Source organism: Mycobacterium sp. MYCO198283 (assembly GCF_021213805.1).
Classification (GTDB): Bacteria; Actinomycetota; Actinomycetes; order Mycobacteriales; family Mycobacteriaceae; genus Mycobacterium.
Genome location: NZ_JAJQJI010000010.1, coordinates 34679 through 52546 on the forward strand (window position 1 = coordinate 34679; position 17868 = coordinate 52546).

Genomic DNA, 17868 nt, shown 5'->3' on the forward strand with positions numbered 1-17868 from the left:
ACGTTCCTCTCCGGCAGCCGACCATCGGATCACAGCAGGAGGCGACGATGCACATGCGCATCCCGGTCACTTGCCGTCCCGTGCACTGAGGGGCTCATGGCGAAGCCGAAGAATGCGAAGCATCGCTGGCCCAGGAGCGCCCGGAGCGCGGTGGCGCTGCGTGACGGTGCGGACGACGCCGCCGAGGTCGAACTGATCGCCGACGAGGCCGAAGCGGACGCCCAGGCGGCCGAGGCCGCCGCCGAGGCGTCGCGGGCACGGGCCCGGGCGTTGCGGCTGCGTAAACAGGCCGAAGAAGCCCTGCGCGCCGCCGCGGCGGAGCCGGCCGTCGAAGAAGGCGCCACCGAGGACGCGAAAGCCGGGGACGGCACGGCCGAGGACGGCACGGCAGAGGACGGCACGGCCGCCGGCGAGCTGCCGGACGACACAGCCGACGCCGAGCCCTCACCCACCCGGCGGCGGGTCAGAATGCCGGCGGCCCTGCGCCGCATCGAGCGGCCGTCGCCGGCTCGGCTGGCGGCGACCGTGACGATCCTGCTCACCGCGGCGCTGCTGGCCGCCAGCGGCTGGATGGTGTGGCACCACCGGGAAGTGGCGGCTCAAGACCAGCTCGCCGCCGAGTTCACCGCCGCCGCGGAGCGTGGCGTGGTGGCTTTGACGACGTTGAACTTCACCACCGCCGAAGCCGACGTGCAGCGGATCGTCGACACCTCGACCGGGTCGTTCAAGGACGACTTCGAGCAGCGTGCCGCAGATTTCACGAAGGTGGTCCAGGGTTCGCAGGTCGTCACCAAGGGCACCGTCAACGCCACCGCCATCCAATCGCTGAGCCGCAACGAGGCCGTGGTGCTGGTGACCTCCACCGAGGAGGTCACCAATGCGGCCGGAGCAAAGGGACAGCCGCGTCCCTTCCGCTTCGCCGTCACCGTCGTCCGCGAGGACAACGAGCTCAAGATGTCGAAAGTCGAGTTCCTGCTGTGAAGATCACGCCATCGGAGTCGTCGCTCGAGGAGCGCGACACCTCGTCCGGCCCCGATCCCGACGAGCCGGAACAGCTGCCGGCCGCCGACGACACTGTTGCCGCCGACACCGCCGCCGACGACGACACCGCGACCGCCGACGACACCGCGACCGCCGACGACGACACTGTTGCCGACGACACCGCCGCCGGCAGCGAGACGTCGACCGGGCGGGTGCGCACCGCCCGCATCCCGCTGCTGCCGGTGCTGCTGGCGCTGGCGCTCATCGGCTCGGCCGCCCTGGCCGGCTGGCTGTACTTCTCGACGTACCGCCCGGACCAGTTGACCGACACGGCCGCCCGCAACGCCGCGGTCGAGGCCGCGAAGTCGGGCACCATCGCGGTGCTGTCGTACAAGCCGGACACCGTGGAGCAGGATTTTGCCGCCGCCAAGGCGCAGCTGACCGGCGAGTTTCTCGACTACTACGGCGACTACGTGCAGAGCATCGTGGTGCCGGCCGTGCGGCAGAAAGGCCTCAACAACACCGCGACGGTCACTCGGGCTGCGGTCTCGGACATCACGCCGAACAGTGCGACAGTGCTGGTGTTCATCAACGAATCGCAGACCAGCAACGAGCGGCCGCAGCCGGCGCTCACCTCGAGCAGCGTCAAGGTCAGCCTCAACCGGGTGAACAACTCGTGGCTGATCTCGAAGTTCGAGCCGGTCTAGGCCGGTGGTGGCTGAGCTTGATCCGGCCGACCCGCCCGACGGGGACGCCGCCGCGCGGGCGCTGGCTCTGGCCGAGCAGGCCGAAGCCGAGGCGCGGGCCGCCGAGGAGGCGGCCGCCGCCGCCCGGGCCCGGGCGCGGGCGATGCGCACGCGACGGGGGCCCGTCGACACGCTGACGCTGGCGGCCCGCGACGGGGACACCGACAACGGGGAGACCGACGGCGAGGACACCGACATCGCCGACGTCGAGCCGGCTTTCGCGCCGCCGGTCGACCGCGCCGAGCGGTGGCGCTTCACCGTGCGGGTGGTGCTGGCCACGCTCACGGTGCTGGCGGTCTGCGCGCTGCTGGCGGCGAGCTATCTCATGATCGTCCACCACCGGAAGCGCCAGGCCGACGACCAGCTCTCCGCCGAGTTCGCCGCCGCGGCGCGCCAGAACATCGTGACGCTGATGTCGCTCGACGCCGGCGACCCCGGCGCCTGGGTGCGCAACGTCCTCGACAACTCGACGGGCGACTTCAAGGAGGAGTTCGAGCTCGCAAACCTTCCCGGGACGTTCGGCAACAGCAAGGTCGCGACCGAGACCACCGTCGGCGCCACGGCCGTGGAGTCGGTGTCGGCCGACTCGGCGGTGGTCCTGGTGGCCGCCACCTCCCGGCTCGCCGATCCGAACGCGCCGGATCGCAAGCAGCGCGACTTCGCCATCAGCGTCACCATGACGCGGGAGGGCGACCGGCTCAAGATGTCGAAGGTGGAGTTCGTCGGCTGAGGCGTTCGGATCCGCCGGCCGCCGGCGAGGATTACTCTTCTCCTACGAGAACCTGACTATCGGTGAGTGAGGGGTTGCGCATGGCACCGCGACGGATCGCATCGCTGGCCGTCACCGCCGCCGCGTTGGCGGCCACCGCCGGTGCCGGCGCGCCCGTCGCGGCGGCCGACGAGCCCGAGCACCTCGTCCGCTACACCGTGACCACCCGCGACGTCACCAAGTCCGACATCTGGTATCCCAGCGCGGAGCCGAACAACTTCACCGAGTGGAGCGCGGCCGACGGCTTCCCCTACATGACCAACGTGTACGTGGTCACCGGTCCCGACCAGCCGTGGAGCATCGACACCCGGCTGCGCAATCCGGGACGGTGGGCCATGGTCGCGGTCAACAACGGAACCCGCCCGCACGCGGTGGACGCCGGCATGCACTGCGAGATCGAGGTCGACGGCGTGGTCGTGGTCTCGAAAGACGGCGAGCAGGGCGTGCTCTGCGCGCTGCGGAACTGGTAGCGCCGGTCAGCGCGCGGCGAGCAGCACGATCAGCTCCGCCTGCAGTTCACCGAACAGGAAGCCGAGCGCGGCGCCGAGCACCACGATGATCCATTCGTCATCCTTGAACGCGGGGCGCAGCAGGTTCTCGTAGGACTGCGCATCGAGCTGACCCATCTTCTCGATCATCATGTCCTCAAGTCGCAGGCGCTTCTCGAAGTATTCCTCGATGTAGGTCGACGTCTCCGGCAGCTTCGCGATGACGGTGTCGGCGATCCGCTGCTTCATCTGCTGGTATTGCCGGCTGCCCACGGCGTTGATGATGCGCACCGCGGCACCGAGTTGCGAGTCGATCGTCTTGCGGATCTCCACCTGGATGATGTCGAAGAACTTGTCCGACATCGGACCGGTCAGCATGCTCTCCATGATCGACTTGGGCGTGAAGATCTCCCTTGCCATCAGGGCGGCGTAGCCGCGGATCACCTCGTCGCGATCGGCCTGGAAGACGCCCTGCCACCTGAACCCCGGGAAGATCGTTCGCCGCTGCAGCGGGCGGAAGATCATCTGCAGCGCGACGTAGTCGGTGAGCCCACCGGTCAGCAAGCCGAACGCCGGAAGCGTCCACGTCCATCCCGTGACACCGAAGACGAGCACCTGCACCAGGCCGATGATGAAGCCGAACCACAGACCCGCCCGGATCAGGAAGCGGAATGCCGATTTCCCGATGTCCTGGAAGACGCTGTTCAGTGTGGCTTTGTCGCGCACCAGGTTGCTGACGACCATGTGCTTGATGTCGAAGATCTGATCGACCTGGCCGCGCAGTTCCTCGAACATGCCGCGCGACGCCGCGGGGATGCGGCTGTTCACGTTGGCGACGATGAGGTCTTTGACCTGGTCCGGGGTGGCACGCCACACCTGCGGTTGGAGCGCCATCATCATCGTGTCGACGATGTCGCGGGCCGCGGCCTGCAGGGGCTTCCCCAGCTCCTGCACCAGCTCGTCGGGATCGATCTTGTCGAACATCTCGACCGGATCGATGATCCCCGACGTGAGCGAATCGACCGCCACGGCCGCCATTTTCGGAGCGCGCTTCGGAATTTGGCCCTGCCATCCCAGATAGGGCTTGATGCCCTTGAATTCGACGGGATAGAACATCATCTTGAGTGCGAGAATCTTCGTCGCCCAACCGACCAGCGCAGCGCCGAGCGGAATGGTGACGTACACCCACCACGGATAGGTGAACGTATTACTCCAGTCGATCGTCATGTGGCCGCCTCCCATAATTCGGATCCCAGTTCGGTGATCCGCACGGTGCGCCGGATGACCCGGGCCGATCGCATTCCGCGGCGGGCCCTGCCGATGGCGGCGTTGACGGCGGCGTCGGTGAGCAGCATCTCGTAGTCGTCGAACATCGTGTTCGGACCCTCGGGTCCGATGTGGGCGAGTCCGGCCAGCACCAGCCTGCTGACGTAGAGCGGCGTGCGATCGGGCAGCGAGACGCCCGCGGCGCGGCCCACGGTGGACGCGTTGGACAGGACGACCGCGGAGCTGGTGCCGAGCATCGGTTCGGCGACGTCGATGACGGGGTAGGCCGTGCCGTCGGAGAGCGCCGCGAGGATCCGCGCCTCGTCGGGCACCATGTCCCCGATGAGGTTCGCGTACAACGCCGTTCGGCTGTCGGCGGGACGGTTGTACATGCTTTGGTCCAGCAGCGTCCGCATCAGCTCGACGGGCTCGGGCCGCGGCGGCGGGAGCTGACTTCCGGCCGGCGCTTCGGGCGGCGGGTCGACGGCCGCGAGGTGGGCGCGAACGGCCTTGATGACCGTGCGTTCGGCGTCGGCCAACACCGTGAGGACGTCGTTGACCACCGGCGACCGCCCGACAGACCGTCCGGCGGCGTGCAGCGCGACCAACATCACCTGGTGGACCGCCACGTCAGGCCGACAGCGCAGGGCCGGAAACCGCATCGTCACCGCACATGGAACGGATGCTAGGGCGTGCCGCCCGCCGCCACCGTGAAACGCCGGATCGCCGACCGTCGAATACGATTTATTCGTCGACGGTGCGATATGCGTGCATTTCGGGCCGCACGGCGGACGCCGCTTTACCGGAGCGTTCGATATTCGTCGACCGGTGCGCGGCGGAATGGTTACAGGTCGCCGCGCTGCCAGGTGCTGGCGCCGTTCTGCGCCACGCAGGCCAGGAACAGGCCGTCGGGGGCCTGGGCGACGGTGTTGTCGAGGTTGGTGCAGCTGGTGCCCTCGACCTTGATGCCCATCATCTTCGGTGACCGGAACCACCGCGGCTCGTAGCGCCGCGGCGATCCGCAGAACACCAGCCGTCCCCACGAGGTGGTGCCGAACACGTAGTAGGTGGTGTTCGAGCAGTACGACCCGAGGACGACGTTGGGCGCGATGCCCGGAACGCAGAACGGATCGTCACAGCTGTTGAGTGGTTCGGCCGCGACCGGTGGCGCGGTGAGCAGCCCGCCGGCCACCACTGCGGCCGCCGCCATCGCAGGAATCCATCGCACGCCGTCCAGTCTGGCACAACCGAGAAGCCAGTTCTTGCTTTCCGAGAGCGGATCCTTGAGCCCGAACTAGCCGATCGGCTACTCTCGGGGCGCTCCCGACGAAGGACGGCCCATGATGCTCGCCGCGCAACGGATCACGCTCTGGATGACCGCCGGCGTCGCGGTCGTGTTCGCGGTCGCCTTTGCGGCGTTCCCGGGGTTCTTCCCGCCGATGTCACCGCGGTGGTCCGCCGCGGAGGTCGCCGACTTCTACCGGCAGCACGCGGCGATGATCCGGTTCAGCATGATCACGTTCAACCTCTTCGGCGTCATGCTGGTGCCGTTCTTCATGCTCATCGTCGTCCACATGAAGCGGATGGCCACCCCGAGCCCGGTGTTCGCCTACTGCTTCTTGGCCGGTGCGGCGTCCGGCGCCACGCTGTTCGCCATCGCCGACCTGATGTGGCTGCTGGCGGCGTTCCGCCCCGAGCGCGATCCGGCGCTCGTGGTCTTGCTCAACGACCTGGCATGGATCGTCTTCAGCGCCCCGGTCGGCATGATCGTCGCGCAGCTGGTGTGCCTCGCGCTCGCGGTGCGCCTCGACACGCGAGCCGAGCCGGTGTTCCCGAAATGGGTCGCCTGGTTCAGCCTCGCGGTCGCCGCCGCGATCACGCCGTCGGCCGGTGCCGCGGTGGTGACCAGCGGGCCGCTGGCCTGGGACGGGGTGGTGTCGTTCTGGCTGCGGATCGTCGCCTACGGGGTGTTCCTCGTCGTGATGTTCGCGGTGCTGCGGCGGGCGATCGAGCAGCAGGCCCGCGAGGAGCACGCCGCGGCCGAACGCGCCCTGGTGGCGTCGTGAGCACGGCCGTCACCACCCCGACCGCCGCCGCACAGCCGGCGCGCACCGACCTGGTGATCGTGTGGTGGACGCTGCCGGTCTTCTACACGCTGTTCGGGCTGATCTTCGTGGTGCTGACCCGGGTGATGCCGCCGCCGCGACCGGACAAGCCGGTCGAGCAGATCGTCGACTTCTTCGCCGAGCACACGCTGACCATCAAGCTCGGGTTCGGCGTGCTGATGGTGGTCATCGGGTGGGCCGCCTGGGCCAACGGCCTGATCGCCTACCAGATCACACGCATGTCGGTCGGCTCGGTGTGGGCCTACGCCTACATCGGCGCGCTCGCCGTCGGCGCCGTCCCGGGCTGTCTGCTCGCGGCGTTCGCCTTCCTCGCCGCGGTGCTGCGGCCCGATCGGGACCCGCAACTGCTGGCGTTGCTCTACGACGTCGGGCTCCTCACCTTCGTCGGCTCGCTCGGCTGTTTCTCCACGGCCTACCTGGTGTTCGCGCTGGCGGTGTTCCTCGACCGCAACGGCGTCTTCCCGACGTGGATCGCCTACGTCACCATTTGGCAGATCGTCACCGAGATCATGGCGGCGCCGGTGTTTCTGTTCACCGACGGCGCGTTCGCGTGGGACGGCTCGATCAGCTTCTGGATGGGGACGGCGATCTTCGGCTTCTGGGAGGGCTGTCTGATCGCGCTGCTGCTGCGCGCCGTGCGGCAGGACCGGGCGGGTGAGCGCGTTGACGACTGAGGCGGTGCCCGACGCCGGCGTGCGAGCCGACCCGGCGACGGCCGGGCTGCAGGGCAGCGGCGGCATGTGGTTCTTCGTGCTCGGCGACATCCTCATCTTCTCGGCGTACTTCGTCATCTTCCTGGTGCACCGCAGCGCCGACCGCGACGGCTTCCTCACCGGGCAGCACCAGCTGAGCGCCACCATCGGCGTCGTCAACACGCTGGTGCTGTTGAGCAGCTCGTGGCTGGTGGCGCTGGGCGTGCAGGCGGCGCGGGCGGGCGATCACCGTCGCGCGCGACGGCTCACGGCGGGCGGCGGCGGGTGTGGGCTGGTCTTCGTGGTCGTCAAGCTCGCGGAGTGGTCGGCCGAGGTGAGCCGGGGCCACACCCTGGTCGGCAGCGAGTTCTTCAGCTTCTACTACATGCTCACCGGGGTCCACCTGTCGCACGTGCTGCTCGGCCTGCTGATCGTCGGCGTCGTGCTGCGCGAGCTGACCGACGAGCGGCTGCGGCGGATCCGCGTCGTCGAGTCGGGCGCCGTCTACTGGCACATGGTGGACATGCTGTGGGTGCTGATCTTCGCGCTGATCTACCTGGTGAGGTGAGGCCGGTGGTGCCGATGACGACGAGCGCCCGGTTGACGGCGGCGTGGGCGTTGCTGTCGGCGGTGACGGTGCTGTCGTGGTGGCTCGCCGGGCACGGCGGCTCGCACGCCACGACCGCGGTGACGCTCGGCGTCCTCGGGATCGCGCTGGTCAAGGTGCGCGTCATCATGCGCAGCTTCATGGAGGTGCGCCGCGGGCCGCGGTGGCTGCGGGTTACCGCCGACGGCTGGCTGGTGGCGTTCTTCGCGACGGTGCTCGCGCTCTGTCTGGGCTAGCCGGGCAGTTCGAGCAGCCGGCGCAGCGTCGTGAGCAGCTCGTCGCGGAGCTCGGCGTCGGGGATGTCGGCGACGATCGGGCTCGACACGGTGCCGCCGATCACCGCGGAGAAGATCGCGGCGCGCACCATCGACGCCGCGGTGGCGTCCTCCTCCCCCAGCAGCACGCGGTAGAGCCGGTCGATGAATCGCTGGAACGGCTCGTGGCGACCCAGCAGCCGGATGATGACCGGGTCGTGCTGCAGCGTGACGACCCACCGCCGCCGGGCGACCGCGACCTCGACCACCCGCGTCAGCAGCACCGACCGCGCCCGCAGCCGGTCCGGTTCGGCCTCGGCGGCGTCGAGCGCGTCCTGCAGTGCCGTCAGTTCGTCCTCGGTGACGGCGATGACGATTTCGTCCTTCGTCCTGAACTGGTGGTAGACCGCGGCTTTGGTGACGCCGACGCGGTCGGCGATCATCTGCAGCGAGGTCCCGCTGACGCCGTGCTCGGCGATGAGGTCGAGCGCTGCGGCGAGGATGCGCGACTGCGCCGCCGTCCGGGGCGCCGGCGTCAGCGGGCTGCGCGCCGCCCACGGCTTGTCCACGGGTCGAACGTATCCGACCAGCCGCCGTTCGCCTCCGCGGCGGTTCCGGAATTGTTATTCTCAACGGTCGAGAACGTCCCTCCCGAGGAGCAGCGATGAGCGCACTGCGGTCCACCGTCGGAACCGCCGCCCTGGCCGGACTGCTCGCCGCGGGCCTGGTCTCCCCGGCCGTCGCCGGCGCCGACGAGTCGTGGGGCATCAACGGCACGTTCACGGTGTTCTCGAACGGCCAGTGGGCGAAGACCAACGAGCGGTACGAGGACCAGGCGCAGGTCCGCAGCACCTGGACCGTGCAGACCACGTGCAGTTCGCCGGTCGACTGCACCGGCACCGTCAAGAGCGATCAGGGCTGGGAGGCGCCGATCTACCGGGCCGGCGGCTCCTGGTGGGTCAAACGCAGCATCCCCGGATGGATCACCTGCGCCGACGGCGCGAAATTCGACGGCCTGCAGATGTTCCGGTTCTACTCGGTGGACGTCGCGACGGGCCTGCAGGACCCGTACAACACCAACACCTTCGCCGGCGAGGACATCACCAGCGGGCCCAGCGGGGCCTGCGGCCGCAGCCGCGAGACCCGCATCCGGATGCCCTGGACGGCCGTGCGGCTGGCCTGACGCCCCACCCCCCGGTCACCTCGGCAGCATCTCCTGCCACGTCGTCGCCCGCGGGGAGACCAGGTCGGGGTTGGAGTACAGCTGCCCGTCCGGGGCCTGGTACTCGCCGGTGCGCGGGTTGTAGTGCGTGACCGCCACCGACGGGCCGGTCGCGGCGTAGGACCCGGCGCCGTCGGCCGGCGCACCCGCGGCGGCCGCAGGCACCGGCGCCTCGGCCGGCGGCCCCACCGCGGGCGACGGCAGCGGCTGCAGCGGCGCGGGCGGCGCGGCGGGCAGCGGACCGCCCGGCGGCGGTGGCGGCGGGTACACCGGCCCCGGCGCGGCGGGCACCGACGGCGGCGGCACCGTGGCACTGCCCGGCGTGCCCGGCGGCAGATCCGGGGTGAACCCGGGGGCACCCGCCGGCGGCGTGCCCGCCGGCACCGCACCCGGCGGCAGCGGCGTCCCCTCGACCGGTCCGTAGATGTTCTGGTTGAAGTTGTACCGGTCGTCGGGCGGCACGCCCTGGGCCACCAGGTTCGGGTCGATCACGTGCGGGCCGGCGACGTGCTGGCGCTGTCCCAGCGGCTGGAAGCCCTGCGGGTCGTTGCACAGTTCCACGGTCGGCGCCCGCTTGCCGGGGTACCGCATGCACGGATAGTTGCGGGCACCGCGCACGTTGATCGGGGAATCCTGCGGCAGCTTGCAGTAGATGCCGTCGGGGGTGTCGATCACCGTGGTGTCGGCGGGGTTGCGCCACGACGACGGCGGCAGGAAGCCGACGGTGCACGGCGGCGGGTCACCGACGGTGATCGCGAACTCGCCGATCGGCTGCCCCATCGGCTGGTTCGCCACGGTGCCGTAGCTCTGCGTCGACGCGACGTACGGCGGCAGCACCACCAGCAACTGCTCGATGCTCTTGTCGTAGGTCATCGTGATCTCGGTGAGCGTCGTCAGGTTGGCCAGCAGCACCGGCAGCGTCGGCTTCACCTGGTCGAGCAGCGTGGTGGCCTCGTTGAGGCTTCCCGGACCGGTCTGCAGGATGGTGCGCACCTGCGGGTCGTTCGTCTCCAGCTGCGAGGTCACGCCGGCCAGCCCGGCCGCCCACTCGCGGATCGAGTTGACGGTCTGGGCGTTCGCGTCGAGCAGGGTGCCCGAGTCGTCGATGACCGACCGGGTCTGGTCCGCGACGCCGCCGAGGTCTGCGGTCAGCGTGGACGTCGAGTCGAGCAGCGACCCGAAGTCGTAGCCTGCGCCGTTGAAGCCTTTGTACGTCTCGTCGAGCAGGTTGCTCAGCTGCTCCTTGGGCAGGCTCTGCACCAGCTTGCTCACCTGGTCGAGCACCGGCCCGACCTCCTGCGGGATGCTGGCCGCGCTGGCCGGGATCACCGAACCCTCCTCCAGGTACGGGCCGTCGTCGGTGAGCGGACGCAGGTCGACGTACTGCTCACCGACCGCGGACACGCTGCGCACGTCCGCCCGCAAGTTGCGGGGCACCTTCGGCGAGGTGTCCAACGACAGCGTCGCCACCGCGCCGTCGCGGGTCAGGTCGACCGAGGTGACCTTGCCCAGCTGCACCCCGCGGTAGGTGACGTTGCTGAACTTATAGAGCCCGCCGCTGGCGGGCAGTTCCAGCTTCACCGTGATGCGCCCGACCCCCAGCAGCGTGGGCGCCTGCAGGTAGTTGAACACCATCACCAGGACGCCGACCACCGACGCGATGGTGAAGATGATGAGCTGCGTGCGGACAAACCGTGTGAGCATCAGCCGTCACTTCCGGGTGCTGGCGGAATGAGGGGAACCGTCACGACGTCCGGCGCTGCCGGCCCGCCCAGCTGCGGCACCGGCGGTGGCGGCGCCGCCGGATCCGGTGCGGCCGCCAGCTGCGGCACACCGGTGATCGGCGGGTTCACGCCCGGCGGCAGGTCGGCCGGGACGAGCCGCAGCCCCGGCGGCACCAGCGCCTCGATCTGCGGCTGGGCGGGCGGCGGCGCCTGCCCGGCCGAGAGGTTCGCCGGCGCCGACGCGGGCGGCGCGCTGCCGCCCGCGGCGGGCAGCGGCGTCGTGCCCTGCGTGATGCCCGCCATCAGCGGGTCGTAGGTGTAGTTCAGGTACTGCGGATCGCCCGGCGCCGGGGTGAGCGCGGCGCCCTCCTGCCCGAACCGGGTGCCGAGGAACAACGCCCGCTTCAGGCGCGGGATCGTCAGGTCGATGTCGGCGAACAGGTTGTAGTAGTCGCCGCGGATGCCGCGGTCGATGAACGTCTGGGTGTAGGGGAAGAACAGCGCGTACGCCAGGATGACGTCCAGGTCGGGGCCCACGTCGGCCAGCGCCTTGATCGCCGGCGTCAGGTTGCGCAGGTCGTTCACCAGGTCGTCCTTGGACTCGGTGACCACGGCGCTGGCGGTGTCGCTGAACTCCCCCAGCTTCGTCAGCGCGGTGGTCAGCCGCGGCCGCTCCCGGTTGAGCACCTCCAGCGCCGGCGGGATCTTGCGCAGCGCCTCGGTGATGACGTCGCGCTGGGCGGCGAGCGTGCCGGAGAACCGGTTGAGGTTCTCGATGGTCGCCACCAGGTTGTCGCGTTGGGCGCTCAGCGTGCCGATGAACCGGTCGAGCCGCGAGAGCAGGTCGCGGATCTGCGGTTCCCGGCCGCCGAGGGTGGCGTTGAAGCTGGAGACGATGTCGCCGAGCTGCCCCAGCCCGCCGCCGTTGACCACGACCGACAGCGACGACAGCGTCTGCTCGGTCGTCGGGTACGTCGACGCCTTGTTCAGGCCGATGGTGGCGCCCGATTGCAGCCGGCCCTGCGGCTCCTGGCCCAGCGGGGTGTCGAGCGACAGGTGCATCGACCCGAGCAGGCTGGTCTGCCCCACCTTGGCGACCACGTTGGCCGGGACGACGACATCCGGGTTCACCCAGGCCTCGACGTCGGCGTGCCAGTTGTCGACGGTCATCTTGCCGACGCTGCCCACCACGACGTCGTTGATCAGCACCGGCGAGTTCGACTCCAGCGTGGCGACGTTCTCGATCTCCACGTGGTACAGCGCCGCGTTCGCGCCGCGGCCCTTCACACCCGGCAGCGGCAGCGAGTTGACGCCCTGGAAGCCGCAGCCCGACACCGTCAGGGCCGCGCAGCAGCCCAGCGCACCGAAGCCGCGCGCATATCGGTGAGCGGTCATGGCGTCGGAGTCCCTTCGGCCGGCGCCGCACCGCCGACCTCCGCGGGCAGCGGCGTGCCCAGGGGCGGTCCGAAATCGGCCTGGTCCGCCGGGATGACGGCCGGCCCGCCCGGCGGCGGCGACGACGGCGGGATCGGGAAGCCGGGGATGCCCGAGTACGCCGAGAAGTCCGGCGGGATGTACGGGATGTCCGGCGGCGGTTTGGGATTGCCCTCCCGCAGCCGGTCCTCGCTGTAGATGAGGTTGTCGGGGCTGGCCTGCTTGGCCAGGATCGGGTTGATCGGGATGGGCAGCTGGTTGAGCGACAGGAACCGCGCCGCCGGCCCCAGGTAGTCGGCACACAGCTTCGCCGTCTCGGGGCCGGTGGCGTTCTCGATGGCCCCGATCGCCCCGCAGATGAACTGCACCGGGTTCTCGAAGGTGTTGAGCACGAACGCGCCCACCGGGTCGCCGGTGTCCGGGTTGTAGATGTTGTAGGCGTTGGCGAACGCGTTGGGCGCGACGTGCAGCAGGTTCTCGACGGAGATCTTGTTGTCGGCCAGCGTCTGCGTCACCTGGGACAGGCCGCGGACCTGTTCGACGGTGGCGTCGCGGCTGCCGGCGACGAATCGCTGCACCTCGCCGAGTGCCACCGACAGGTCGGTCAGCGCGGCGTCCAGATCGTCGCGGCTGCCGTTGACGACGCTCGTCAGCGTCGCGAGCCGGTCGTTGAACTGCATGATCTGCTGGCCCGAACCGCGCAGCGCGCTGACGAAGACCTGCAGGTTCTTGATGACGTTCACGATGTCGCCGCTGCCCTCGGCGAGGATGCGCGCGGCGCCCGACAGCTGCGCCAGCGTCGAACGCAGCTTGTCGCCGTTGCCGTCCATCGCGTCGGCGGCGCTGTCGATGAACCGCGACACCGAGGTGCCGTCGACACCGCTCTTCGGGCCGAGGTCGGTGGCCAGCCGCATCAGCTGATCCTTGACCTCGTCCCACTCGACCGGCACCGCGGTGCGGTCGGAGGTGATGACCGCGCCGTCGGGCATCGTCGGGCCGCTGCTGCGGTAGGCGGGCGCCAGCTGCACGTACCGCGCCGCGACGAGGTTCTGCGAGACGATCACCGCGCGGGCGTCCGCCGGGACCGGGACGTCGTGGTCGACCTTGAGCACCATCTTCGACTCGGTGCCGACCGGCTCGATGGACTCGACCTTCCCGACCTTGACGCCGGAGACCCGCACCTCGTCGCCCGGATAGATGGCGGTGGTGGTGGTGAAGTACGCGGTGATGGTCTTCGGGCCGAAGAAGTGCTGGCGGACGACGAACACCGCGCCGGCGGCCAGCAGCACCACCAGGGCCACGGCGGTGATCGCGACGAGCCGAGTGCGGGACATCAGCGCGAACCTCCGGGGATGGCGTTGTACGGGAACGGCAGCTCGGCGCGCGGGCCGGCCGTGTCAGGCGGCTGGCCGGCGTTGGTGCCGCGGCGGAACCCGAACGCGAAGTCGAGGAACGGCTGCAGGATCTGCGCGGGCTGCAGGTTCGGCACGTAGGCGTTGTAGTAGGCGCCGTTGGCGACGGTCTCGCCCTGCGTCACCGCGAACTTCGTCAGGCCCTTGAGGGCCGCGGCGATGTTGTCGCGGTTGTCCTCGAGCATCTTGTTGACGTTGTTGAGCCGCTGCAGCGTCGGCGCGAGCTCGGCCTCGTTGTCGGCTACCAGCCCGGTCAGCTGCCGGGACACCGCCGACGTGTTGGCCAGCAGGCTCACGATCGCCTGGCGCCGGTCGTTGAGCACCTCGAGCAGATCGTTGGCGTTGAGGATCAGGGAGTTCACCGCCATGCTGCGGTCGCTGAGGATCTTCGTCACGTCCCCGGCGTTCTTCAGCAGCCGCGCCAGCGTCTCGTCACGGCTGTTGAGCGCCTCCGACAGCCGGGTCAGCCCGTCGAACGTCGGCCCGAGCTGCGGCGCGATCTGGTCGAGCGTCTCCGACAGCGTGTCCAGCGACTGGTTGAGCTGGGCGGTGTCGGTGTCGCGGGTGTTGGTGGTCAGCTCGCCGACGAAATCGGTCAGCGAGTACGGCGACGAGGTCCGCGTCGACGGGATCGTGGTGTTGGGCCGCATCGTGCCGTCGCCGTCGGACTCCAGGACCAGCACCCGCTCCCCGAGCAACGATCCCGTCCGGACGTGGGCGGTGGTCTGCGACCCCAGCGGCACATTGCCCTTGGCGGTGAAGACGACGAGCGCCTCGCCCTGCTTGAGCGTGATGTCCTGCACCGACCCGACCTTGATGCCTGACAACGTGACGTCGTTGCCGGCCACCAGGCCGCCTGCTTCGGCGAACAGCGCCGAGTACCGGACCGTGGTGGCCCACGACTGGATCCGTTCCGGCTGCAGCCCGACGGCGATGAGCAGGATGATCAGCACCGTGCCGATGAATCCCGCCTTGACCAGTTCTCTTCCGCGGTATTTGAGCATTTAGGGCTCCGCGCACCTTCCCGTGTCCTGCCTGATCTCGGGGAACACCGCGGTCCGGCCCTGCAGGTCGGTGACGCGGACCTTCAGGCCGCAGATGTAGTACATGATCCAGCTGCCGTAGGCGCCCAGGCGTTGCAGCTTCTTGTAGTTCGTGGGCGCCTTTTGCAGTGCGGCGCCGATGCGCTCCTCGTCGCGGTCGAGCAGCGGCGCGAGCCGATTCAGCTCGTCGACCGTGCCGGCCAGCGGCGGCCGCGCGTCGGTCAGCAGGTCCGCCAGCGACGCGGTGCCGTTGTCCAGCGAGGTGATGGCGGCGCCGATGGGATCCCGGTCGGCGGCCAGCCCGCTGACGAGCTGATCGAGCCGTTGGATGGCGCCGGAGAACTGCTGGCCCTGGTCGCCGAGCGTCTGCAGCGTGGTGTTGAGGTTGTCGATCACCTGCTGGATGACCTGGTTGTTGTCGGCCAGCGTGGTGGAGAACGACGACGTGTTGGACAGCAGCGACTGCAGCGTCCCGCTCTGGCCCTGCAGCACCTGCAGCAACGACGCGGTCAGCGCGTTGACGTCGCGCGGGTTCAGCCCGCGGATCACCGGCTTGAGCCCGCCCAGCAGCAGGTCGAGGTCGAGCGCGGGCTCGGTGCGCTCCTTGGGGATCTGCGCCTCGGCGGGGAGTTTGCGCGTCGAGCCCGGGCCGTCGATCAGCTCCAGATAGCGGTCGCCCACCAGGTTCAGGTAGCGCACCGCCGCCTTGGTCCCGGTGGTCAGCACCACCGACTTGTCCGCGTCGAACTCCACGCGGACCGAATGGTCCTCCTGCAGCGACACCCCCTGCACCGTGCCGACGCGGATGCCCGCGACGCGGACCGAATCGCCGGTCTTGAGCCGGGAGGCGTCGGTGAACAGCGCCGAGTACGACTCCGTCGAGCCGCCGCGGTACTCGCCGAAGATCATGAAGAGGAAGGCGGTGAACACCACCATCACCAGCCCGAAGATGCCGAACTTGATGGCCGTCGCGTTACGCCTCATCCGGGTTGTCCGACCTGCGCGGTGTTACGGGGCGGGCCGTCGAGCGGACCGTACAGCAAGTTCTTCAGCCCTTCGGAGTTGATGAGCCAGCCCTGGTTGCCGTACTCGTAGGCGTTGGCGCCGTTGTCCATCACGAGGTACGGCGTGCGCTTGCCGAACGGCACGCGGGGCAGGTCGGTGCACTGCGGGCCGCCGCTGGCGTTGACCTTCGGCAGGTTGCCCGGATAGCGGTACCGCTCGATGCCGAGCACGAAGCTCACGTTCACCGCGACCCCGGGGTCGGGCAGGTCCGGGCCGGTGGCCAGCGGGTACATGCCCGACAGGCCGCACCACAGCGCCTGGTTGTACTTGTTGAGCGTCTGGGCGGTCGGCCCGAGCTGGCGCAGCGTCGTCGACAGCGGCTCGCGGACGTCGGTGAGCAGCGGGTTGCCGACGTCGGCCAGCCCGGTGGCGCTGACCAGCAGCGCGTCCAGGTTCTGCTGTTCGTCGACGAACGTCTGGCTGACCTGCGTGGCGCTGCGCGCCGTGGTCATCAGGTCGGGTGCGGCGTCGGCGTAGGCGCCGAGCACCTGCGGGGCCAGCTCCAGGTCGCGCGACAGGTTCGGCAGGCTGGGTTCGATGGTGGCCAGGTAGCGGTCGAAGTCGACGAGCGCGTCGCCGAGCTTCTCGCCCCGGCCGTTGAAGGCTTGGGCGATCGCGCCGAGGGTCTCGTTGAGCTTCTGCGGCTCGATGCTGCCGAGCACCTGGGTCAGCTGCTCGAACACCGTGTTGATCTCGACGGTGACGTGGCCGGAGTCCAGCACCGCGCCGGGGTGCAGCGCGTCGGTGGCCGGCTTCGCGGGCGGCACCAGCTGCACGAACTTCGCCCCGAACACCGTGGTGGACGCGATGTTGACGAGCACGTTCGCCGGGATCAGCTTGAGCTGGTCGGGGTTCATGGCCAGCGTCAGCTTCGCCTTCCCGTCCGGGGTGCTGGTGATGGACTCGACGAAGCCCACCTGCACGCCGCGCATCTTCACCTTCGCGTCGGGGTTCATGACCAGACCCGCGCGGTCCGACATGACGGTGACCGGCACGGTGCGGGTGAAGTCGCCGCGGAACAGCAGCACCGCCACCGCGAAGATCGCGAGGATGATGCCGACCGTCGCCAGCCCGGTCGCGGGCCGCACCCAGCCCGGTGTCTCCTTGCGGGTGCCCTTTACGGCCTGGTGCCGCGCCGTCGGCACTCCGCCGGGGGGAACGCTTGCTGTCATGTCACCTCCTTAGCCCGAGAGGTTGAAGTTGCCGTTGGAGCCGTAGATGGACAGCGACACCAAGAGGGTCACCGACACCACGACGATGAGCGAGGTGCGCACGGCGTTGCCGACCGCGACGCCGACCCCCGACGGCCCGCCGGTGGCGAAGTAGCCGAAGTAGGTGTGGATCAGCAGGATCGCCAGCGCGATGCAGATCGCCTGCAGGAAGGACCACAGCAGGTCGATCGGGTTGAGGAACGTGTCGAAGTAGTGGTCGTAGAGCCCACCGGACTGGCCGAACAGCATCACCGTGGTGAACTGGCTGGCCAAGAAGGACAGGATCACCGCGATCGAGTACAGCGGCACGATGGCGATCATCCCGGCGATGATGCGGGTGCTCACCAGGTAGGACACCGGCCGGATCGCCATGGTCTCCAGCGCGTCGATCTCCTCGTTGATCCGCATCGCGCCCAGCTGCGCGGTGACGCCCGCTCCGAAGGTGGCCGCCAGCCCGATGCCCGCGACCACCGGCGCCGCGATGCGCACGTTGATGAACGCCGCCAGGAAGCCCGTCAGCGCCTCGATACCGATGTCGCCCAGCGAGGAGTAGCCCTGCACCGCCAGCGTGCCGCCGGTGGCGAGCGTCAGGAAGCCGACGATCACGACCGTGCCACCGATCATCGCCAGCGTGCCCGCGCCCATCGAGATCTCGGCGATCAGCCGGATGACCTCCTTGCGGTAGTGCACCGCCGCGAACGGCGCGGCGCCGATCGCCCGGCCGTAGAACAGCGTGTGGTCGCCGAGCCGGCTCATCGTCCCGACGGGCCGGCCGAGGTTCTTGAAGAACCTCGGGTAGGTCGACCGCAGCGTCGTCATCGTTCCCAT

General features: G+C 69.5%; 20 protein-coding genes. 9 read left to right on the forward strand and 11 right to left on the reverse strand.

Annotated features, from left to right (window positions below; all coding sequences use genetic code 11):
- Positions 1–150: 150 nt before the first annotated feature.
- From LV457_RS17955 to LV457_RS17970, 4 genes are all read left to right on the forward strand, one after another.
- Positions 151–981, forward strand: coding sequence for a hypothetical protein (locus tag LV457_RS17955; RefSeq protein ID WP_232172888.1), 831 nt, complete (start codon positions 151–153; stop codon positions 979–981).
- Positions 978–1688, forward strand: coding sequence for a hypothetical protein (locus LV457_RS17960; protein ID WP_232172889.1), 711 nt, complete (start codon positions 978–980; stop codon positions 1686–1688). The genes LV457_RS17955 and LV457_RS17960 overlap by 4 nt, the downstream gene beginning before the upstream one ends.
- 4 nt (positions 1689–1692) lie before the next feature.
- Positions 1693–2457: a hypothetical protein gene (locus LV457_RS17965; RefSeq protein ID WP_232172890.1), complete on the forward strand. Its 765-nt coding sequence runs from the start codon at positions 1693–1695 to the stop codon at positions 2455–2457.
- Positions 2458–2537: 80 nt separating this feature from the next.
- A complete protein-coding gene (locus tag LV457_RS17970) occupies positions 2538–2966 on the forward strand; it encodes a hypothetical protein (RefSeq protein ID WP_232172891.1) in 429 nt (142 codons plus the stop codon).
- A 6-nt stretch (positions 2967–2972) separates the two neighbouring features.
- Here the strand turns inward: LV457_RS17970 and LV457_RS17975 are convergent, their stop codons facing one another.
- The 3 genes from LV457_RS17975 to LV457_RS17985 all read right to left on the reverse strand — a co-directional run bounded on the left by LV457_RS17975 (position 2973) and on the right by LV457_RS17985 (position 5460).
- Positions 2973–4211 carry a DUF445 domain-containing protein gene (locus tag LV457_RS17975; RefSeq protein ID WP_232172892.1) on the reverse strand — a complete coding sequence of 413 codons (1239 nt, stop codon included), beginning with the start codon at positions 4209–4211 and terminating at the stop codon, positions 2973–2975.
- Positions 4208–4879 (reverse strand): DUF4393 domain-containing protein, encoded by a 672-nt coding sequence (locus tag LV457_RS17980; protein WP_232172893.1) that lies wholly within the window; start codon positions 4877–4879, stop codon positions 4208–4210. The genes LV457_RS17975 and LV457_RS17980 overlap by 4 nt, the downstream gene beginning before the upstream one ends.
- 215 nt (positions 4880–5094) lie before the next feature.
- Positions 5095–5460, reverse strand: a complete 366-nt coding sequence (locus tag LV457_RS17985; RefSeq protein WP_232172894.1) for a hypothetical protein — start codon at positions 5458–5460, stop codon at positions 5095–5097.
- A gap of 130 nt (positions 5461–5590) precedes the next feature.
- On the opposite strand from LV457_RS17985, the gene LV457_RS17990 reads away from it, so the two are divergent.
- Genes LV457_RS17990 through LV457_RS18005 form a run of 4 tightly spaced genes read left to right on the forward strand, consistent with a single transcriptional unit; the run spans position 5591 to position 7911 of the window.
- Positions 5591–6316 (forward strand): hypothetical protein, encoded by a 726-nt coding sequence (locus LV457_RS17990; RefSeq protein ID WP_308192219.1) that lies wholly within the window; start codon positions 5591–5593, stop codon positions 6314–6316.
- On the forward strand, positions 6313–7050 hold the full coding sequence (locus tag LV457_RS17995) for a hypothetical protein (RefSeq protein ID WP_232172895.1): 738 nt from the start codon (positions 6313–6315) through the stop codon (positions 7048–7050). The genes LV457_RS17990 and LV457_RS17995 overlap by 4 nt, the downstream gene beginning before the upstream one ends.
- Entirely contained in the window at positions 7031–7636 is a 606-nt protein-coding gene (locus tag LV457_RS18000; protein WP_374198887.1) for a cytochrome c oxidase subunit 3, read from the forward strand. Before LV457_RS17995 ends, LV457_RS18000 begins: the two co-directional genes overlap by 20 nt.
- 14 nt (positions 7637–7650) lie before the next feature.
- Positions 7651–7911 carry a cytochrome C oxidase subunit IV family protein gene (locus tag LV457_RS18005; RefSeq protein WP_232172897.1) on the forward strand — a complete coding sequence of 87 codons (261 nt, stop codon included), beginning with the start codon at positions 7651–7653 and terminating at the stop codon, positions 7909–7911.
- On the opposite strand, the gene LV457_RS18010 is transcribed toward LV457_RS18005, so the two are convergent.
- Positions 7908–8498, reverse strand: a complete 591-nt coding sequence (locus LV457_RS18010; protein WP_232172898.1) for a TetR/AcrR family transcriptional regulator — start codon at positions 8496–8498, stop codon at positions 7908–7910. The genes LV457_RS18005 and LV457_RS18010 overlap by 4 nt on opposite strands.
- Before the next feature lie 95 nt (positions 8499–8593).
- On the opposite strand from LV457_RS18010, the gene LV457_RS18015 reads away from it, so the two are divergent.
- Positions 8594–9112 carry a hypothetical protein gene (locus LV457_RS18015; protein ID WP_232172899.1) on the forward strand — a complete coding sequence of 173 codons (519 nt, stop codon included), beginning with the start codon at positions 8594–8596 and terminating at the stop codon, positions 9110–9112.
- A 15-nt stretch (positions 9113–9127) separates the two neighbouring features.
- On the opposite strand, the gene LV457_RS18020 is transcribed toward LV457_RS18015, so the two are convergent.
- From LV457_RS18020 to LV457_RS18050, 7 genes are read right to left on the reverse strand one after another with little or no spacing between them, the layout of a single operon-like run.
- Positions 9128–10855: an MCE family protein gene (locus LV457_RS18020; RefSeq protein ID WP_232172900.1), complete on the reverse strand. Its 1728-nt coding sequence runs from the start codon at positions 10853–10855 to the stop codon at positions 9128–9130.
- Positions 10855–12270 carry an MCE family protein gene (locus LV457_RS18025; RefSeq protein ID WP_232172901.1) on the reverse strand — a complete coding sequence of 472 codons (1416 nt, stop codon included), beginning with the start codon at positions 12268–12270 and terminating at the stop codon, positions 10855–10857. Before LV457_RS18025 ends, LV457_RS18020 begins: the two co-directional genes overlap by 1 nt.
- Positions 12267–13643 carry an MCE family protein gene (locus tag LV457_RS18030; RefSeq protein WP_232172902.1) on the reverse strand — a complete coding sequence of 459 codons (1377 nt, stop codon included), beginning with the start codon at positions 13641–13643 and terminating at the stop codon, positions 12267–12269. Before LV457_RS18030 ends, LV457_RS18025 begins: the two co-directional genes overlap by 4 nt.
- Entirely contained in the window at positions 13643–14725 is a 1083-nt protein-coding gene (locus LV457_RS18035; protein WP_232172903.1) for an MCE family protein, read from the reverse strand. The genes LV457_RS18030 and LV457_RS18035 overlap by 1 nt, the downstream gene beginning before the upstream one ends.
- Positions 14726–15748 carry an MCE family protein gene (locus LV457_RS18040; protein WP_232172904.1) on the reverse strand — a complete coding sequence of 341 codons (1023 nt, stop codon included), beginning with the start codon at positions 15746–15748 and terminating at the stop codon, positions 14726–14728.
- Complete coding sequence (locus tag LV457_RS18045; protein ID WP_232172905.1) at positions 15745–17001, reverse strand: MCE family protein; 1257 nt, start codon at positions 16999–17001, stop codon at positions 15745–15747. Before LV457_RS18045 ends, LV457_RS18040 begins: the two co-directional genes overlap by 4 nt.
- A gap of 9 nt (positions 17002–17010) precedes the next feature.
- Entirely contained in the window at positions 17011–17868 is an 858-nt protein-coding gene (locus tag LV457_RS18050; RefSeq protein WP_232172907.1) for an ABC transporter permease, read from the reverse strand.